17 protein-coding genes are annotated in these 17545 nt (G+C 74.7%); 8 read left to right on the forward strand and 9 right to left on the reverse strand.

What is annotated here, in order from left to right; translation table 11 throughout:
- Positions 1 to 18: 18 nt before the first annotated feature.
- The 4 genes from ACGFIG_RS01055 to ACGFIG_RS01070 all read right to left on the reverse strand — a co-directional run bounded on the left by ACGFIG_RS01055 (position 19) and on the right by ACGFIG_RS01070 (position 4133).
- Positions 19 to 462: an HNH endonuclease gene (locus ACGFIG_RS01055; RefSeq protein WP_392998037.1), complete on the reverse strand. Its 444-nt coding sequence runs from the start codon at positions 460 to 462 to the stop codon at positions 19 to 21.
- Between the two features lie 296 nt (positions 463 to 758).
- Complete coding sequence (locus ACGFIG_RS01060) at positions 759 to 1943, reverse strand: hypothetical protein (RefSeq protein WP_392998038.1); 1185 nt, start codon at positions 1941 to 1943, stop codon at positions 759 to 761.
- A 70-nt stretch (positions 1944 to 2013) separates the two neighbouring features.
- Positions 2014 to 3546 (reverse strand): FAD-dependent oxidoreductase, encoded by a 1533-nt coding sequence (locus tag ACGFIG_RS01065; RefSeq protein WP_392998039.1) that lies wholly within the window; start codon positions 3544 to 3546, stop codon positions 2014 to 2016.
- Between the two features lie 95 nt (positions 3547 to 3641).
- Positions 3642 to 4133, reverse strand: a complete 492-nt coding sequence (locus tag ACGFIG_RS01070; protein WP_392998040.1) for an MSMEG_6728 family protein — start codon at positions 4131 to 4133, stop codon at positions 3642 to 3644.
- 100 nt (positions 4134 to 4233) lie between these two features.
- Here ACGFIG_RS01070 and ACGFIG_RS01075 point away from each other — a divergent pair, with 100 nt between their 5' ends.
- A complete protein-coding gene (locus ACGFIG_RS01075) occupies positions 4234 to 6012 on the forward strand; it encodes an NAD-binding protein (protein ID WP_392998041.1) in 1779 nt (592 codons plus the stop codon).
- Positions 6013 to 6015: 3 nt separating this feature from the next.
- Here ACGFIG_RS01075 and ACGFIG_RS01080 read toward each other — a convergent pair whose 3' ends face one another.
- Both ACGFIG_RS01080 and ACGFIG_RS01085 read right to left on the reverse strand, forming a co-directional pair.
- On the reverse strand, positions 6016 to 7254 hold the full coding sequence (locus ACGFIG_RS01080) for an APC family permease (protein WP_392998042.1): 1239 nt from the start codon (positions 7252 to 7254) through the stop codon (positions 6016 to 6018).
- A 9-nt stretch (positions 7255 to 7263) separates the two neighbouring features.
- Positions 7264 to 8031, reverse strand: coding sequence for a phosphatase PAP2 family protein (locus tag ACGFIG_RS01085; RefSeq protein ID WP_392998043.1), 768 nt, complete (start codon positions 8029 to 8031; stop codon positions 7264 to 7266).
- Positions 8032 to 8143: 112 nt separating this feature from the next.
- On the opposite strand from ACGFIG_RS01085, the gene ACGFIG_RS01090 reads away from it, so the two are divergent.
- Complete coding sequence (locus ACGFIG_RS01090) at positions 8144 to 9355, forward strand: DUF4032 domain-containing protein (RefSeq protein ID WP_392998044.1); 1212 nt, start codon at positions 8144 to 8146, stop codon at positions 9353 to 9355.
- A 5-nt stretch (positions 9356 to 9360) separates the two neighbouring features.
- Here the strand turns inward: ACGFIG_RS01090 and nagA are convergent, their stop codons facing one another.
- The 3 genes from nagA to ACGFIG_RS01105 are packed head-to-tail and all read right to left on the reverse strand — an operon-like array spanning position 9361 to position 12316.
- Complete coding sequence (nagA, locus tag ACGFIG_RS01095; protein ID WP_392998045.1) at positions 9361 to 10470, reverse strand: N-acetylglucosamine-6-phosphate deacetylase; 1110 nt, start codon at positions 10468 to 10470, stop codon at positions 9361 to 9363.
- Positions 10470 to 11342 carry an ROK family protein gene (locus ACGFIG_RS01100; protein ID WP_392999370.1) on the reverse strand — a complete coding sequence of 291 codons (873 nt, stop codon included), beginning with the start codon at positions 11340 to 11342 and terminating at the stop codon, positions 10470 to 10472. The genes nagA and ACGFIG_RS01100 overlap by 1 nt, the downstream gene beginning before the upstream one ends.
- 44 nt (positions 11343 to 11386) lie before the next feature.
- Entirely contained in the window at positions 11387 to 12316 is a 930-nt protein-coding gene (locus tag ACGFIG_RS01105) for an SIS domain-containing protein (RefSeq protein WP_392998046.1), read from the reverse strand.
- A gap of 195 nt (positions 12317 to 12511) precedes the next feature.
- Here ACGFIG_RS01105 and ACGFIG_RS01110 point away from each other — a divergent pair, with 195 nt between their 5' ends.
- The 6 genes from ACGFIG_RS01110 (at position 12512) to ACGFIG_RS01135 (ending at position 17531) form a co-directional block, all read left to right on the forward strand.
- Positions 12512 to 13297 carry a DeoR/GlpR family DNA-binding transcription regulator gene (locus tag ACGFIG_RS01110; RefSeq protein ID WP_392998047.1) on the forward strand — a complete coding sequence of 262 codons (786 nt, stop codon included), beginning with the start codon at positions 12512 to 12514 and terminating at the stop codon, positions 13295 to 13297.
- 133 nt (positions 13298 to 13430) lie between these two features.
- Positions 13431 to 14441: an ATP-binding cassette domain-containing protein gene (locus ACGFIG_RS01115; protein ID WP_392998048.1), complete on the forward strand. Its 1011-nt coding sequence runs from the start codon at positions 13431 to 13433 to the stop codon at positions 14439 to 14441.
- Entirely contained in the window at positions 14438 to 15454 is a 1017-nt protein-coding gene (locus ACGFIG_RS01120) for an ABC transporter permease subunit (RefSeq protein WP_392998049.1), read from the forward strand. The genes ACGFIG_RS01115 and ACGFIG_RS01120 overlap by 4 nt, the downstream gene beginning before the upstream one ends.
- A 147-nt stretch (positions 15455 to 15601) precedes the next feature.
- Positions 15602 to 16159 (forward strand): DUF3263 domain-containing protein, encoded by a 558-nt coding sequence (locus ACGFIG_RS01125; RefSeq protein WP_392998050.1) that lies wholly within the window; start codon positions 15602 to 15604, stop codon positions 16157 to 16159.
- Between the two features lie 290 nt (positions 16160 to 16449).
- Entirely contained in the window at positions 16450 to 17142 is a 693-nt protein-coding gene (locus ACGFIG_RS01130; RefSeq protein WP_392998051.1) for a hypothetical protein, read from the forward strand.
- Entirely contained in the window at positions 17139 to 17531 is a 393-nt protein-coding gene (locus ACGFIG_RS01135) for a phage holin family protein (protein ID WP_392998052.1), read from the forward strand. Before ACGFIG_RS01130 ends, ACGFIG_RS01135 begins: the two co-directional genes overlap by 4 nt.
- The last annotated feature ends 14 nt before the right edge of the window (positions 17532 to 17545 follow it).

Genomic DNA, 17545 nt, shown 5'->3' on the forward strand with positions numbered 1-17545 from the left:
TTCCCGCCGGCCGGTCCGTCACCGCCCGGCCAGCGACGCCCAGCTCGGGGCCGCCGGCTCGCGCCGCAGCGGCATGCCCGCCTCGGCCGGCGTCCGGTCACCCTTGCGCTGGTTGCAGCCGTAGCAGGCGGCGGTCGTGTTCCGCCAGGTGTTCCGGCCGCCGCGCGAGCGGGGCAGGATGTGGTCGATGGTGCCGGCCGGCCCGCCGCAGTACGCGCAGCAGCGCCCGTCGCGGCGCAGCACGCCGGCGCGGGACCAGGCCGGACCGGCACTGAACCGCCACCGGGTCACCACGTAGCGGACGAGGCGGACCACCCGGGGGAGCGGGAAGATCCCGATCACGCGGTCGGGCTCGGCCTCGTGGATCTCGGCGACCCGCCGGCAGAGCATCCGGATCGCGTGCTGGACGGTGACCCGGTGCAGCGGGCCGAGGTCGGCGTTGACGACGAGTACGGCGTCCACCGGTGTCTCCCTTCGTGGCGGTGACGATCTGGACGGGCCGGACAGCGGAAGAGCCGCCCGGTCCGGGTGTGGACGGGCGGCTCGACGTCGTGCGGGCGCACGTCAGTCGGGCTGGCCGCCCCCGGGGTCTTCGGCACGGTGACCGCCGCGGACCGCCAGCGTCGCCGGACGTGCGGGCAGGCACGTCGGGCGAGGCCGCCGGGTGCCGGGGCGCGTCAGGAACGGCGTCGACGGCACACGGGTGACGTGCGGCATCGACATGACGAACTCCCGTTGCGGTGGTTGACCTTGCGCGATCACGGTAGGTCGGCGGGGGAGAGAGGAGCAACGGATTTCGATCGAGGCCCCGGCTCGTCGGGGCGGCGCTGCCGCCGGGCCCGGCCGGCGGCCCGCGCGGCGGCCAGGGGCCGGTCGATGCGTACGGCCATCCTGGCGGTCAGCTCGCTCTCCAGCAGCGGCCGGTTGACCTCGGCGGCGACCGCGAGCGCCGGCCCCGAGACGGTACGCCAGATCGCGGCCAGCCCGGCGCCCAGCCCGAGCAGGGCCACGGCGGCCCGGGTCACCGGCGACCCGGCGGCGGCCAGCGCGCTCACCCCCACGACGGCGAACAGCACGGCGAGCAGCGGTACGAGCACCGGCCAGAAGATCCCCCGCACGGCCTGCACCACGAGCTTCCGGTCCCGGACGATCAGGTTCCGGGCGACGATCGCGTAGTCCTCCTCGTCCAGCAGGTCCCTCGGGTGCAGCCCGCCGGTCAGTACGCCCTGCCACAGCTCGCCCTGGTTGCGCAGCTCGCGGGCCAGCTCGGGCAGTCCCGCCTCGGCCGGGTCGCCCATGCCCGCCCGGGTGACCGCCGACGCCCACGTCGACAGTGAGCGGCGGACCACCGCGGCCGAGTACGGGGGCAGCACGCTGGCCAGCTCGCCCAGCCAGCGGCCGATCTCGAACTGTCGGCCGCCGAAGCGGTGCGCCACCTGCCCGGCGTCGCCGTTGCGGACGGCGTCCCCGTACCGGACGGTGTCGGCGAGCGAGCGCCCCAGCCGGTACGCCAGCCCGACCCGCTGGTTGGTGGCCATCGTCCAGCGCAGCAGCTCGACGTTCAGGTCGTCGAGGGCGAGCAGCAGGGCGTCGCCGGAGCCGTCGGCCACCCGGTCCCGCGCGTCGACGGTGGTGGGCGCGGGGCCGACGCGCCGGGTCAGCTCGGCGATCTGGGCGAGCGCGACCTCCACGCCGTCCAGGTACATCTGCATGCGCCGCCGCCCCGACATCTCGGTCAGGTTGGACAGCTTCGCCGGTGCGCCCGCCGGCCGGTCGGCGTCGGGGTCGAGCAGTTCGGCGGTCCGGGCGTGGTGGTAGGCGTCCGCCATCCACCAGCCGAGCCGCAGGGCGGTCACGACGCAGGCCCGCTCGTCCCGGACCAACGGGTACGCGTCGTCCCGCGGCACGTCGGCGACGAAGCCGTCGTCCGTGCGCGGCGACATCCCGCTGACCTCCCGGCTCGTCCCAGACGATCAGCCTAGGGCAGCCCGGCGGTCGATTTGCCCGTTTTGCTCATCCTCGGCCGGCGAGCAGGCCCCGGGGCCGGATCGAGCGCACCGGCTCGGCCGCGCCGCCCTCGGCCCGCAGGATGTGGTTGGCCGCGACGATCCCGGTCGCCGCCGAGCGCTCCATCAGCGCGCTCGGGAAGTCCGTCCGGATGCCGTCGCCGGCCAGGTAGAGCCCGTCGGCGTCGGTGCGTACGCCCGGCCGCCAGGCGTGACTGCCGGGCGTGAAGGCGGGCGCCTGCGCCTCCACCCGGGCGCGCAGCTCACGGACCCGCAGCCGGGCCGCCTCGGGCCACAGCGCAACCAGCTCGACGCGCATCCGTTCTGCCAGCTCCTCGGCGGGCACGCCCGCGTCGCAGGCGTACGCGTGCAGCTCCACGACCGAGCCGCCGGTGCGCCGCGCCCAGCGGCGGGACTCGTTCTCCAGCCGGTGGTAGAGGGTCACCGAGTCCAGGGTGGGCTGTCGGGAGACCCCGCTGAAGACCGCCCGGTCGGCGGAGACGTCCCCGTCGCACCAGTAACGCGCCACCGCGTACGGCGGGCCGGGCCGGCCGAACGCGGGCATCCGCGCCACCAGCCGGGGCGCGTGCCCGACCAGGCCGGGGGAGGCCGCGACCAGCGCGGCGAGGGCCGGCGGGTCGACGGCGAGCACCACGTGCCCGGCCGGGTACGACGTGCCGTCGGCGGTCGTCACCCGCCAGCCGGCGCCCTCGCGGGTCAGGGCGGTGGCGGCGGCGCCCGTCACCACCCGGCCGCCGTGCTTCTCCACGTGCCGCGCCAGCGGCTCCCAGATCGCCGTCGCGTAGTCCTCGTCGGGGCAGTCGAAGGCCAGCCCCTCCGGGTTGCCGAGCAGGTAGAAGTGGAACTGGGCGATCATCTCCGCCGCCGACATCTCCGCCTCGTGGTTGAAGAACGAGTGGGAGAAGACCTCGAAGAGCATCGCGCGGGCCCGGTCCGGCAGCCGCAGCGAGGTGAGCAGCGCGTCGGCGGTGGTGTCGTCGAACTCGGCGTAGGTGCGCCGCGGGTCGTACGTGAGCAGCGGCAGCGCCGCGTCCCGGTCCATCCCGCGCAGGTCGCCCAGGCGCAGGCTGGGGCTGCGCAGCAGCAGCGCCAGCAGGTTCGCCGGCGGCGCGGGCGGCAGCCGGCCGAACTCCTCGGTCGGCCACCGCTCGCTGAGGATCGGGTAGCCCGGTACCGGCCTGAGGAAGCCCAGCTCCGGGTCGGCGCGACGCAGGACGGACCGCCAGTTGTAGTACTGCCGGAAGAACGCGTGGAAGCCGTGCTCGTTCATCTGCGCGGTGCCGTCGGCCAGCGTCTCCGGCCAGGCCCCGAGCCGGCCGCCGAGCGTCGGCGCGGCCTCCAGCACGGTCACGGCCACCCCGCGCTCGGCGAGCACCACCGCCGCCGACATGCCGGCGATCCCGCCGCCGACCACCACCGCCTCGACCGGGCCCGGCACGCGGTCGGCGCCACCACCGCCGGGGTCCACCTCGTGCTCGCGTACGCCGATGAGCCGGCCGACCACTTTCGACAGCGCCATGTGCACCCTCCCGCCGGATGTGCGTCCAGTCTGCCCCGAGGTGAAGGGAACGAATCCTTGCTTTCACCTCAGGCGTCAACAAGGTGCCCTGCTCCTCAGGCGGGCGGCGGGAGGCAGCGGCGCTCGCGGTCCGAGCCGGGCCAGACGTATTCCAGGTCGGGCGGGACGTCGTCGCCGAAGATCGGCCCGTAGTGCCCGGGGTCCTTGCGCAGCAGCGACGAGCGGTGGCTCAGGTGCAGCTCGTCGCGGCCCAGCCAGGGCGGCAGCTCCCCGGCCTCGGCCAGCTCCGGCTGGGTACGCACCCGGGTCACGCCGCACGCGGCGGCGAGGTCGACGGTCATCGTGGTGGCGCAGGTGTCGGCCCGTCCGGGCTCGCACCAGACCGCGCAGACGTCCAGCCCGTACCGGGTGAGGGCCTCCTCGTACCCGGCCCACATCTTCACCGCCGGATGGTTGCGCCAGCCGTACGTGGGCCAGGTCAGCCCGCGCAGCACCTGGATGGCCTCCACCCGCTGCTTGCCCAGCCGCTTCTGGTCCAGCGTCCGGGCGCTGGCGATGAAGTCCGGGTACGGCAGGAACGTCTGCATGCCGGTGCTCTACCCGGCACCGGTTGGGACATGCCGGCGCGACCAGCGTCCATGATCAGGGGGCTGCGCCCGCCGCGACCGGCTGACTACGATGCGGCGCATGGCGGAGCCCCTCCTGGATCGTGCGCGGCGTGCCGGCCGGCGGCTCCGGGTCAACGGGGACGTGCGGGCGCACTACGTGATCTGTGGTCGCGACGCCCTCGCCTACTGGGTGGTGCGGGCGCTGCTCGCCACCGAACTCCAGTCCGGCCGCGTCCGGATCACCCTGGTCGTGCCCGAACGACCGCGCTCGGACGAGCCCGACGGGCGCGACCTCCCGGGCGTCGAGGTGGTCCGCGCCGACCGGCTGGACGAGGTCACCTTCCGCCGGGCCGGGCTGGCCGGGGCCGACGGGCTGGCCCTGCTGCACCAGGACGACGTCGGCAACATGCACGCCGCGCTCTGCGCGCAGGAGGTCGAGCCCGGGCTGCGCCTGGTGGTGCGGATGTTCAACACCGGCCTCGCCAACGGGGTGCGGCAGATCTTCCCCGACTCGGCGGTGCTCTCCGACGCCTCCATGGCCGCCCCCGCCTTCGTGGCCGCCGCGCTGGGCGAGGTCGCCCCCACCCACTTCCGGCACGGCGGGCGCACCCTCTACGTGGCCCGCCGTGAGGACGTACACCCGGCCGACGTGGTCTGCGGGGTCGCCGACACCGGCGATCCGCAGCAGGTCCGGCTGCTCCCCGCCGACGAGGGCGTGGCCGACCTGGTGATCGCCGAGGCGACCGGGACGCCGCCCGGTACGGAGGTGGCCGCCCGCCGGCTGGTGCGGGCCCGCCGGCGTCGCCGCCCCCTGACGGTGCTGCTGCGCGCGGTACGCAGCTTCGCCACCCGCAAGATCGGCCTCGCGGTGATCGTGCTGCTGGCGGTGATCGGGGTGCTCGGCTGGCTCAACGGCTACGCCTCGCACCGGGGCTGGGCCGACTCGCTCTACCTCACCCTGGTGACCACGCTGACCGGGCAGGACCCGGATCCGGACAAGTCGGCCGCCGAGCAGGTCATGCAGGTGGTGCTCAACCTGGCCGGGCTCGCGCTGATCCCGCTGATCACCGCCGTCGTGGTGGACGGCGTCGTCAACGCCCGGCTGGCCCTGCACTCCGGCCGCATCCAGCCCGAGCGTTCCGGCCACGTGGTGGTGGTCGGGCTCGGCAACGTCGGCACCCGGGTGATGGCCCAGCTCTGCGACTTCGGCGTGGAGGTGGTGGCGATCGACAAGTTGCCCGAGCCGCGCGGTGGGGCGCTGGCCCGGCGGCTGGGCGTACCGCTGATCGTGGGGGACGCCGCGCTGGCGGAGACCCTGGAGTCCGCGTCCGTGGGCAACTGCCAGGCGCTGGTGGTGGTCAGCACCGACGACGAGACCAACCTCCAGGCGGCGCTCAACGGCCTGGCCGTCAACCCGGAACTACAGGTGGTGCTGCGGCTCTTCGACGGCCACTTCGCCGAACGCATCCAGCAGGCCTTCGGCATCGGCGTCTCGCGCAGCGTGTCCTACCTCGCCGCGCCGTCGTTCGCCGCCGCGCTGCTCGACCGCGCCGTGATCGCCACCATCCCGGTCGGCCGGCACGCGCTGCTGGTCACCGAGGTCTCCGTCGCCGCCGGGTCGGCGCTGGACGGCCGGCCGATCGCCGCCGTCGGGCGGACCGAGAGCGTACGCCTGCTGGCGCACGCCCGCGCCGGGCAGCGCCTCGACTGGGCGCCCGATGCCCGGCTGGTGATCGTCGCGGGGGACCGGCTGACGGTGGTGGCCCGCCGGGCGGGGCTGAACGCCCTGCTCCGCGAGGCCGCGTCACCCCCGTCGGAGGACCCGGTCACGCCCACGCCCCGCCAGCCGGAGGAGTGACCGTCAGCCCCTCCGGGGGCGCAGGGCGTACCAGAGGGCGCCGGCGGCGAGCGCGGCGGCGCCGGCGAGCACGCTGGCCGGCGGCAGGTTGACCGCGAGCAGCAGGCAACCGGCCAGCCCCAGCACGGCCAGCGCCCGCACCGGCAGCCGCCGGCCCGGGTCCCGGCCCAGCGTCAGCGCGGCGGCGTTGGTGATCGCGTAGTAGACCAGCACGGTGCAGCTGGAGAAGCCGATCGCGCCGCGTACGTCGCCCAGCAGCACGATCGCCACCACCACGGCGGCCACGGCCAGTTCCGCCCGGTGCGGCACCCGGTGCACCGGGTGGACGGCGGCCAGCGCCCCCGGCAGGTCGCGGCGGCGGGCCATCGCCAGCGCCGTACGCCCCACCCCGGCGAGCAGGGAGAGCAGGACCCCGGTCACCGCCACGGTCGCCCCGGCCCGCACCAGCCAGGCCAGGCCGGGCAGCCCGGCGGCGGTCACCACGTCGGCCAGGGGCGCGGCGGATGCGGCCAGCCGGTCGGCCCCGAGCACGCCCACCGTCACCACGGCGAGCACCAGGTAGACCGCCAGCACCACGCCCAGGGCGAGCGGGACCGCCCGGGGGATGGTCCGCTCCGGGTCGCGTACCTCCTCGCCGAGGGTGGCGATGCGGGCGTACCCCGCGAAGGCGAAGAAGAGCAGCCCGGCGGCGGTGAGCACGCCCCGCCCGCCGCCGCCGAGGTCGCCGGGCCGGTCGAGCGCGACGTGGCCGCCGACCGCGCCGGCCACCGCCACGAGGGCCAGCACCGCCAGCACCACGGCCACCAGGACCCTCGTCGCGGTGGCGGTCTTGCCGATGCCGCGCAGGTTCACGGCGGTCACCGCCGCCACCGCGCCGACGGCGACGAGCCGGGCCTGCCCCGGCCAGAGGTACGCCCCGATGGTCAGCGCCATCGCCGCGCAGCTCGCCGTCTTGCCGACCACGAAGCCCCAGCCGGCCAGGAAGCCGGCGAACGGGCTGAGCCGCTCCCGCCCGTACACGTAGGTGCCGCCGGACTCCGGAAGGCGGGCGGCCAGCCGGGCAGAGCTGGTCGCGTTGCAGAAGGCGATGAAACCGGCCAGTACGAGGGCCGCCAGCAGCCCGGCCCCGCCGGCCGCCGCCGCAGCGGGCGCGAAGACCACGAAGACGCCCGCGCCGAGCATCGAGCCCAGCCCGATGACCACCGCGTCCCCCGCGCCCAGCCGGCGCGCCAGTCGGTCCACATCCGGACCCTAGGGCGCGCAGATGAACGGACGGTTCCAGTTCCGCAGCATGCCCGGCAACGGCAGGTCGTCCCACGGCACCCGGTGCAGCAGCCGGTCGAGCAGGAGCCCCAGCAGCAGCCCGGCGACCGAGTCGGTCAGCCAGTGCCAGCCCAGGTACGTGGTGGTGCAGAGCACGACGACGGGCGGCACGACCCGGACCACGGTGACCAGCCGGGGCGGCACGGTGCGCCCGTACGTGCGCAGCAGCGGGGCGAGCAGCAGCGCGATGACGCCGTACCAGAGGATCGCGTTCGCGACGTGGCCGGAGGGGTAGGACTGGGCGAACCGCAGCGGCAGCTCGTCCTGGAACAACGGCAGGGTCTGCTCGGCGGGCAGGAAGGGCTCCTTGACGCTCGCGCTGGGCGCGGGTCGGGCGGTCCACACCTTGAGCGGGCCGATGGTGAGGTAGCTGAGGGCGAAGGCGAGCACCGGCGGCAGCACCGGGCGGACCGATCTCAGCCGCACCGCGAGCAGCACCCCGAGCCCCAGGGCGATCAGCGTCAACGGGGTGCCCTGGCCGAGGTAGTTGAGGACCACCGCCGTCCAGTGCGCGGCCGTCGGCCGATGTGCCTGCGACCAGTCGGCGATCGCGCGGTCGATCCCGAAGAACCGCTCGAAGGCGAGCGCCACGGTCAACCCGATCAGGGCGGTGAGCAGCAGTGCGTCGAACCACCAGCCGGCCGGCCGGACCGGCCGGAGCTGGACCCTTCCCCGTACCGCCGTGGTCTTCCGCACCCCCGTCACGCTACCGGCCGCGGTCGGACCCGGACCGGGTCGGGCCGGGGACGGCTGTGTGCCGAGCCACGAAGAGAGGCGCTCGATGGACGCACCCGGCAGACTTGTCGCCGTGCGGATCACCTCGGCCCTCGTGGACCCGGCGTTGCTCGATCTCCCCTGGTCGACCCCGCTGGAGGAGTGGCCCGCGCAGCATCTGGTGGCGCTGCCCCAGGGCATCTCCCGGCACGTCGTCCGCTTCGTCCGCCTCGGCGGCTACGTCTACGCGGTCAAGGAGACCGGCGAGCGGGTCGCCGAGCGCGAGTACGACCTGCTGCGCGCCCTGGAGCGGATCGACTTCCCGTCGGTGGAGGCGGTGGCGATCGTGGCCGACCGGCAGAGCGACGACGGGGAGCCGCTCGACCCGGTGCTGATCACCCGGCACCTGCAGTTCTCGCTGCCCTACCGGGCGCTCTTCTCGCACACCCTGCGCCCGGAGACGATGGGCCGCCTGCTCGACGCGCTGGCCGCCCTGATCGTCCGGATGCACCTGACGGGCTTCTTCTGGGGCGACTGCTCGCTGTCGAACACCCTGTTCCGGCGGGACGCCGGCGCGTTCGCCGCCTACCTGGTGGACGCCGAGACCGGGGCGCTGCACCACTCCCTGTCCAACGGGCAGCGCGGTGAGGACCTGGAGATCGCCCGGGTCAACATCTTCGGTGAGGCGCTCGACCTCCAGGCCGCCGGGTTGCTGCACGAGTCGATCGACCCGGAGGTGGTCTGCGAGGAGGTCGTACGCCGCTACGAGCGGCTGTGGCACGAGATCACCTACGAGCAGCAGGTCGAGCGGGAGGCCCGGCACGACATCGAGGGGCGCATCCGCCGCCTCAACGAGCTGGGCTTCGACGTCGCCGAGGTGGCCATGTCCACGATCGACAACGGGCGCTACCTGGTCCGGCCGAAGGTGGTCGACGCCGGCTACCACACCCGGCGGCTGCTGCGCCTGACCGGCCTGGACGCCGAGGAGAACCAGGCCCGCCGGCTGCTCAACGACCTGGACGCCTACCGGGCCGAGAGCTACCTGACCGACGAGCACCAGGCCGCGCACCGCTGGCTGACCGAGGTCTTCGAGCCGGTGGTCCGGGCCGTGCCCGCGCACCTGCGCCGCAAGCTGGAGCCGCAGGAGATCTTCGCGCAGATCATCGAGCACAAGTGGCTGCTCTCCGAGCGGGCCGGCCGGGACGTCGGGATGGCCCCGGCCGTGCAGTCGTACCTGGCCGACGTGCTGGTGCACCGCCCCGACGAGCAGGCGGTGCTCGGCGTCGAGGTGCCCACCGCCGGCTGAGCGGGTCACTCCACCCAGGAACCGCCGCGCATCACCCGGACCACATTCAGGTCGTCGTCCAGCACCACCAGGTCGGCCCGGAGCCCGACCTGGAGCGCGCCCAGCCGGTCGCCGAGGCCGATCGCGCGGGCCGGCGTGGTGGACGCCATCCGCACCGCGTCCGCGATCGGGATCCCGGCGGCCACGGCGTGCCGCAGCGCGGCGTCCATGGTCAGGGTGCTGCCCGCGATCGCGCCGTCGCGGGCCAGCCGGGCCACGCCGTCCGACACGGTGACCGTCTGGCCGCCCAGGTCGTACTCGCCGTCGGCCATGCCGGCCGCGGCCATCGCGTCCGTGATCAGGGCGGCGCGCTCGGGGCCCGCCGTGGAGGTGGCGAAGGACAGCATCCCGTCGTGCAGGTGGACGCCGTCGGCGACCAGTTCGCAGACCACGTTCGGGGCGTCCAGCAGGGCCACCACCGGGCCGGGCTCGCGGTGGTGCACCGGTCGCATCCCGTTGAACAGGTGGGTGCCGACGCTCGCGCCCGCGGCGACGGCCGCGCGGGTCTCGTCGAAGGTGGCGTCGGTGTGGCCGACGGCGGCGACCACCCCGTGCGCGGTGAGCAGCTTGATCGCCTCCAGCGCGCCGTCCCGCTCGGGGGCGAGGGTGACCATCCGCACCGCTCCGCCGCCCAGCTCGATCAGCTCGGCCAACTCGTCGGTGGACGGGTCACGCAGGTACTCGGGGTTCTGCGCGCCGCAGCGGGCTGCGGAGAGGTACGGCCCCTCGAAGTGGATCCCGGCCAGCACCCCGTCGGTGACCAGCGGGGCGAACGCCTCGGTGGCCGCGCGCATGAGCACGAAGGGCGAGCTGACGAGGCTGGCCAGCAGGGTGGTGGTGCCGTGCCGCAGGTGGAAGTCGGCGGCCTGCCGGGCCTGCTCGGCGTCGCCGGTGGTGAAGGTGTGTCCGCCGCCGCCGTGCGTGTGCATGTCGACGAAGCCGGGCACGATCCAGTGCCCGTCGCGCACGGACGGGTACTCGGCCACCGCCGTGATCCGACCCCCGTCCAGCTCCACGCAGCCCTGCCGGATCACGCCGGTCGGGGTCACCACCTTGCCGTTCACCCGAGTGGCCATCACATCTCCAGACTGTCGAGGGCGAGCAGGGCGGCGCCGAGGCAGCCGGCCTCGTCGCCGAGGGCCGCCGCGACCAGGCGCGGCTCCCGGTGGAACGTCATCCGCTCGTGCAGCGCGGCCCGGAGCGGGTCCAGCAGCCGCGCGCCGGCCCGGGCGAGCCCGCCGCCCAGCACGACGGCCTGCACGTCGTAGAGGGCCTGACCGGTGGCGAGGCCGTCGGCGAGCGCCTCGACGGCCTCCCGCCAGACGTCGGCCGCCAGCGGCTCGCCGGCCGCCGCCCGGTCCGCGACCTCGGCGGCGGTCGCCGTGACGCCGGCCAGATCCGAGTAACGCCGACCGATGGCGGAGGCGGAGGCGACCGCCTCCAGGCAGCCGGGGCGACCGCAGCCGCAGCGGGGCCCACCCGGACGTACCTGGATGTGGCCGATCTCGCCCGCGGCGCCGTGGGCGCCGGTGCGGGCCGTGCCGTCGACCACGTGGGCGGCGGCGATCCCGGTGCCGATCGCGACGAAGAGCACGTGCGCCACGTCGCGGCCCGCGCCGAGCCGCGCCTCGGCCAGGCCGCCGGCGCGCACGTCGTGGCCGAGCGCCGCCGGCAGTCCGAGCCGTTCGCGCGCCAGGTCCCGCAGGGGTACGTCCCGGAAGCCCACGTTCGCCGACCAGACGGCGATCCCGCGTGCCTCGTCGATCACCCCGGGCACCGCGATGCCGACCGCGACCGGGTCGAACCCGTCGGCGCGGGCCCTGCCGGCCAGCCCCTCGGCGACCCCGAGGACGGTGTCCACCACGGCGTCCGGGCCGCGCCCGGCTCCGGTGGGGTGCCGTTCGCTGTGCAGCACGGCGCCGTCGCGGCGGACCAGGGCGCACTTCATCCCGGTGCCGCCGACGTCCAGCGCGACGACGACGTCGGTCGACCTCACGCCAGGACCACGGAGCGGGTCAGGTGCCGGGGGGCGTCGGGGTCGAGGCCCCGGCTGGTGGCGAGCGCGACGGCGAACCGCTGCGCCAGGATCAGGTCGGCCATCGGGTCGACCGGCGTACGGCCGGCGGCCCAGCTGCCCAGCACGGTGCGGCAGCCGTGGGTGCGGCTGTGCACGAAGGCGGCCCCCGTCGCCGCCACGTCCTCCGGCAGCCCTTCGGGCAGCTCGCCGAACGCCCAGACCAGCCGGCCCGGCGCGGCGATCGAGATCGGCCCGTGCCGGTAGTCCATCGCCGGGTACGCCTCGGCCCAGAAGGTGGCCGCCTCGCGGCACTTCAGGGCGGCCTCCTGGGCCAGCCCGACCGTCCAGCCCCGGCCGAGGAAGGTGACCTGCTCGATCCGGGCCGGGTCGATCGGCAGCGGGGCGCGAACGGCCACCTCCGCGTCGGCGGCGAGCGCGTCGATGTTGTCGCCGAGGTGGGCGCGGAGCAGGGCCAGCGCGGTGGTGGCGAAGCGGGTCTGCACCACCGAGCGCTCGTCGGCGAAGGGCATGGTGACCGCCGCGTCGGCCAGCGAGGCGGCGGGGGAGTCGGGGTCGCCGACCAGGACGGTGGTCGGCACCCGTCCGCGCAGGGCGGCGATCAGCTCGGTGACCTCGGTGGTGGTGCCGGAGCGGGTGATCGCCACGAGCCGGTCGTAGTGCCGGTCGGCGGGGTACTCGGAGGCCTGGAAGGCGTCGGTCTCGCCCTGGCCGAGGTGCTCGCGGCGGGCCGCGTACGCCATCGCCATGAACCACGACGTGCCGCAGCCCACGACGGCGACCCGCTCCCCCGGGCGGGGGAGGTGGCCCGTCGCGGTGGCGGCGAGTCGCGCCGCCTCCCGCCAGCAGTCGGGCTGGCTCGCGATCTCGGCGTCGACGTACGACATGAGAACTCCTACGCAGGGGAGCGGTGCGCAATACGGCTCGTTAGAGCCGCCTTTCGCGCGCTATTCTGCGCGAAAGCGCCTGGCTGTGGCAACCAGCCCCGGCATCGCGCAGGCCAGGGTTTTGCGCCCTCGTAGTTTCGCGCACTACTGTGCACGCAATCAATCACCGACCGCGCAGTAACTGGAGGGCACGGGGTGGACCGGTACGCCAGATGGAACGCCCTGCTCGAGATGCTGACCGACAACGGCCGGGTCAGCGTCGAGGAGGCCGCCGGGCGGCTGGACGTCTCCCAGGCCACCATCCGCCGTGACTTCGACCAGCTCGCCCAGCAGCAGATGATCACCCGGACCCGGGGTGGCGCGGTGGCGAACGGCGTCTCGTACGACCTGCCGCTGCGCTACAAGACCGCCAAGCACTCGGCGGAGAAGCAGCGCATCGGCGCCGCCGCCGCCGCGCTGGTCTCGCCGGGCACCGTGGTGGGCCTCAACGGCGGCACCACCAGCACGGAGGTGGCCCGGGCGCTGGCCGTGCGGCCCGACCTGAACACCAGCGCCGAGGGTGCCCAGCTCACCGTGGTCACCAACGCCCTCAACATCGCCAACGAGCTGCTCGTCCGCTCCCGGATGAAGGTCGTGGTGGCCGGCGGCGTCGTCCGCCCGAAGTCGTTCGAGCTGGTCGGCCCGCTGGGCGGGGCCCTGCTGCGCGAGGTCACCCTGGACGTCGCCCTGCTCGGCGTGGACGCGATCGACCCGCAGCTCGGCGCCGCCGCCCACCACGAGGGTGAGGCGGCGATGAACAACCTGATGGTGGCCCGGGCCAAGCGGGTCGTGATCATCGCCGACTCGTCCAAGCTGGGCGGTCACGCCTTCGCCCGGATCTGCCCGGTGGACCGGGTGGAGACCCTGGTCACCGACTCGGGCGCCAACCCGGAGGTGGTGGAGGCGTTCCGGGCCGCCGGCGTCACGGTCGTCTGCGCCTGAGGTCACCTGCCCGGCCCGGCGCACAGGCCCGTCCCGACACCCGATCGGCGCGTCGGATGCATACCGGGTATTGCGTGCGGCTGCATACCGCGTATGGTGTCGCGTGTCATACGCCCATCGGGGGAGGTGCAGCTTGCCAGCTGTCCTGGAGATCGAAGGTCTCCGCAAGACGTACAAGAGCCGTCGGCGCGGCACCCGCAACGCGCTCGACGGTTTCGACATGCGGGTCGAGGAAGGACAGGTGCACGGCTTCCTCGGCCCGAACGGGTCGGGCAAGACCACCACGCTGCGTACGCTGCTCGGCCTGATCCGGCCCAACGGCGGCCGGATGGCGATCCTGGGGCACGAGGTGCCCGCCGCGCTGTCCGCCGTCGCCGGTCAGGTCGGCGCCATCGTGGAGAGCCCGCAGTTCTTCCCGCACTTCACGGCGCGCGACACCCTGTCCCTGCTCGCCGGCGCGGGCGACGTGCCGCAGCAGCGGGTCGACGAGGTGCTCGAACTGGTCGGCCTGCGCGACCGCGCCGGCGAGCGGGTCAAGACCTACTCGCTCGGCATGAAGCAGCGCCTCGCCGTCGCCTCGGCCCTGCTGAAGAACCCCAAGCTGCTGATCCTCGACGAGCCGGCCAACGGCCTCGACCCGGGCGGAATCCGGGAGATGCGCACCCTGATGCGCGGCCTCGCCGAGTCGGGGATGACCGTGGTGCTCTCCAGCCACATCCTCGGCGAGATCCAGCTGATCTGCGACTCGGTCACCATCATCTCGTTGGGCCGGCGCGTCGCCTTCGGGCCGGTCGAGCAGGTGCTCGCCGAGCACTCCTCGGGCGCGGTCCGGGTGCGGCTGGAGGCGGTCACCGACCTGCCGCTCGCCACCGAGGCGCTGACCCGCGCGGGCATCCGGGTGACCGGTCAGCCCGACCACCTGATGCTCGCCGGGGTCGACAAGCCGGCCACGGTGACCCGGCTCCTCGCCGAGCAGGGCCTCTACGTCAGCGAGCTGGCCCCGGTCGCCGTCGACCTGGAGAGCGTCTTCCTCGAACTGACCGCCACCGCGCCGGTACCCGGCCAGCACCGGCAGGTCGACCAGTCCACGAAGGTCGGTGGCGCGGGGCAGCCCGGTGCCGCCGGAGGAGGGTGGGGCGCGTGAGCCTCTACCGTACGGAGTTGCGCCGGCTCGTGAAGCGGCGCTTCACCCGCTGGATGAGCCTGCTGGGCCTGCTGGTGCTCGCGGCGGTGGTGGTCGGGGTCTTCTTCACCAACGAGAAGATCGACGCTGCCGTGGTGGCGAAGGCCGAACGCGCCGCCGAGCAGCAGTGGCAGCAGGACGTCCGGTTCAACGAGCAGTACCGCGCGGAGTGCGAGAAGGCGAAGGCCGCCGGTACCGGCCAGGAGGGGGAGTTCCCGGACGACTGCGCGAAGATCCAGCCGCCGCCGCGCGAGGCGATCCAGACGGACTGGTTCCTGCCCTCCACCTTCGACTTCCGCGAGAACTTCGGCGACACGCTGCTGCCGCTCGCGGCGATCCTCGCGCTGGTCGGGTTCGTCGTCGGGGCCTCGTTCGTCGGGGCCGAGTGGAACACCGGCGGCATGATGAACCTGCTGCTGTGGCGGCCGAAGCGGCTGACCGTACTGCTGACGAAGCTGGCGGCGCTGCTCAGCGGGCTGGTCGCCCTGGCGGTGCCCACGACGGCGCTGTGGTTCGGCAGCTTCTGGCTGGTCGCCACGTTCCGTGGCAGCACGGCGAAGATGACCTCCGGGGCGTGGCAGTCCTTCGCCCTGACCGGGCTGCGCGGGCTGGTGCTCGCACTGGTCACCGCGACCATCGGCTTCGCGCTCGCCTCGCTGGGGCGGCACACCGCGATGGCCCTGGGCGGGGTGATCGCCCTGATGGTCGTCGGCCAGTTCGGCCTCGGCATCCTGCTGGCGATGGCCGGCGTACGCTTCGCCGAGGCGTGGCTGCTGCCCACCTACGCCGTCGCGTGGATGCAGAAGAAGGTGACGCTGGAGGACTGGAACGCCTGCCAGGCCACCTACTTCGGCGAGTGCAAACCGGACACGATGGACATCACCTGGCAGCAGTCCTCGGTGATGATGACGGTCGGGTTCGTGGTGATCCTCGGCGCGGCCCTCTGGGCGATGCGCCGGCGCGACATCTCCTGACCGTGCGCGGTGCGACCGGCGGCTCTCCCCGGCCCCGGTCGCACCGCCCCCGTCGTCCGATGCGATCCGGGTCGTCCCTGGTTAGGCTGGTGTTCCCCCACCGGTCGGCGTCGTGGTGTGCCGTCCGCCAGCCCCACGAGGAGCGCCATGCAACCCGCCGACGCCGCCCCGGCCGCCATCGAGCCGCCCGCGCCGGCCGGGCCCGGGGCGCCCGCCGGGTCGAGCGCGGCGGATGAGAGCGACGCGGCCGCTGCGACCGGCGGGGAGCGGGGGGACGCAGGCGTCGTCCCCCAGCCACGCACCGCCCCGGTCGCCGGGGCGCGGGCCGTCCCGCATCCCCGCACGGCGGCGGAGCCGGACACCGCCGTGGCGGCACCCGACGACGCCCTGCCGGGTGACGACGCCGACAGCGACTACGACACCGATCCCGGCCCTGATCCCGGCGCCGGTTCCGCCGCGGTGGTGCCGCCGCACGGCGCGCTGACCGAGCGGGAGCAGGGCATCCTCGCCTTCGAACAGCAGTGGTGGCGGCACGCCGGTGCCAAGGAACAGGCCATCCGGGACACCTTCGGCCTCTCGGCCACCCGCTACTACCAGCTGTTGAACGCGCTGCTCGACAACCCGGCCGCCCTCGCCGCCGAACCCGTCCTGGTGGGACGGCTACGCCGGCTGCGGTCCTCGCGGGCCCGCAACCGCCGCCGCTGACCGCTGCCACACCCGCTGACGGCCGTCCTACCCGCTGACCGCCGTCCTACCTGCTGAGGGCTGTTGTTGCGTTGACGGGTCGCCGCCCGCCTTGCCCCGGTTCCGGCCGGCCGGTCCGGTGCCGTCGACGTGGTACCGCGCCCAGGCGGCCCACCCGCCCTGCCCCGGCCCCGGGGACGGCATGTCGGCGGGGCGTGCGGGTACGCGGGTGTCGTTCCGGGCCGCGTGCCGCGGCCGGTTCACGTTCCGGGCCGTGACCTGCGGCCCGGGGCCGACGGAGGGAGCGGGCGATGACGCAGATGAACCCGAGCCGGCCACCGGGCGGTGCGACCGGCACCGCACAGCAGGCCCGGCAGGAGGCGTCCCGGGTCGGGCACCACGCGGCCCAGGCCGGCGGTCAGGTCGCGCACGCCGCCGCCGAACAGGGCGGACAGGTGGCGTCGGAAGCCCGGCGGCAGGCGCACAACCTGACCGGCGAGGCCGGCACACAGTTGCGCGACCAGGCCCGGGCACAGCAGCACCGGGCGGCCGACGGGCTGCGCGGCATCGGGCGCGAACTCAGCTCGATGGCCGAGCGTAGCGAGGACTCCGGGATGGCCGGCCAGGCCGTCCGCCGGGCCGCCGATGCCGCCCAGCAGGCGGCGGGCTGGCTCGACGAGCGCGAACCGGGGGCGGTGCTCGACGAGGTGCGGTCGTACGCACGCCGGCACCCGGGCACCTTCCTGGCCGGCGCGGCCCTGGCCGGCATGCTGGTCGGGCGGCTCACCCGGAACATGACCGCCTCGGGCGACGGGGCGCGGGGCACGGGCCAGCCGTCGACCCCGCCCACCGGAGCGGGCACCCCGCCCCGGCCGCAGCCGTACGAGCGCACGGCCGCGGCGCCGTACATGGCCGAGGGGGCCTACACCGGGTCGGCCCGGGTGCGAAACGCCTCGCCGCCTGACCGGCCGGGTCCGGACATCCCGGGCGGGGTGGCACCATGAGTGCCCCCGAGAAGGAGCGGACGCAGTCGGTCGGCGAGCTGCTGGGCGACGTGACCCGGGACTTCTCCACGCTGGTCCGCAAGGAGGTCGAACTGGCCAAGGCGGAGCTGCGCGAGGAGGCGGGTCAGGCCGGCAGGGCCGGCGGCATGTTCGGCGGGGCGGCACTGGCCGGTTTCCTGACGGTGCTGTTCGTGTCGTACGCGCTGTGGTGGGGGCTGTCCAACGTGATGGACCAGGGCTGGGCGGCGCTCATCGTGGCCGTCATCTGGGCCGCCGTCACGGGTGGCCTGCTCGGCAGGGCACGCAGGGAGATGGCGCAGCTCCGCGCGGTGCTGCCCCGGACGCGGCAGACCGTGGGGAAGATGCCGGACGCGATGCGCGGCCGGTGAACCAGCCGGGAGGG

Origin of the sequence: Micromonospora sp. NPDC049048, assembly GCF_043197615.1 — a bacterium.
In the GTDB taxonomy this organism is placed as follows: domain Bacteria; phylum Actinomycetota; class Actinomycetes; order Mycobacteriales; family Micromonosporaceae; genus Micromonospora.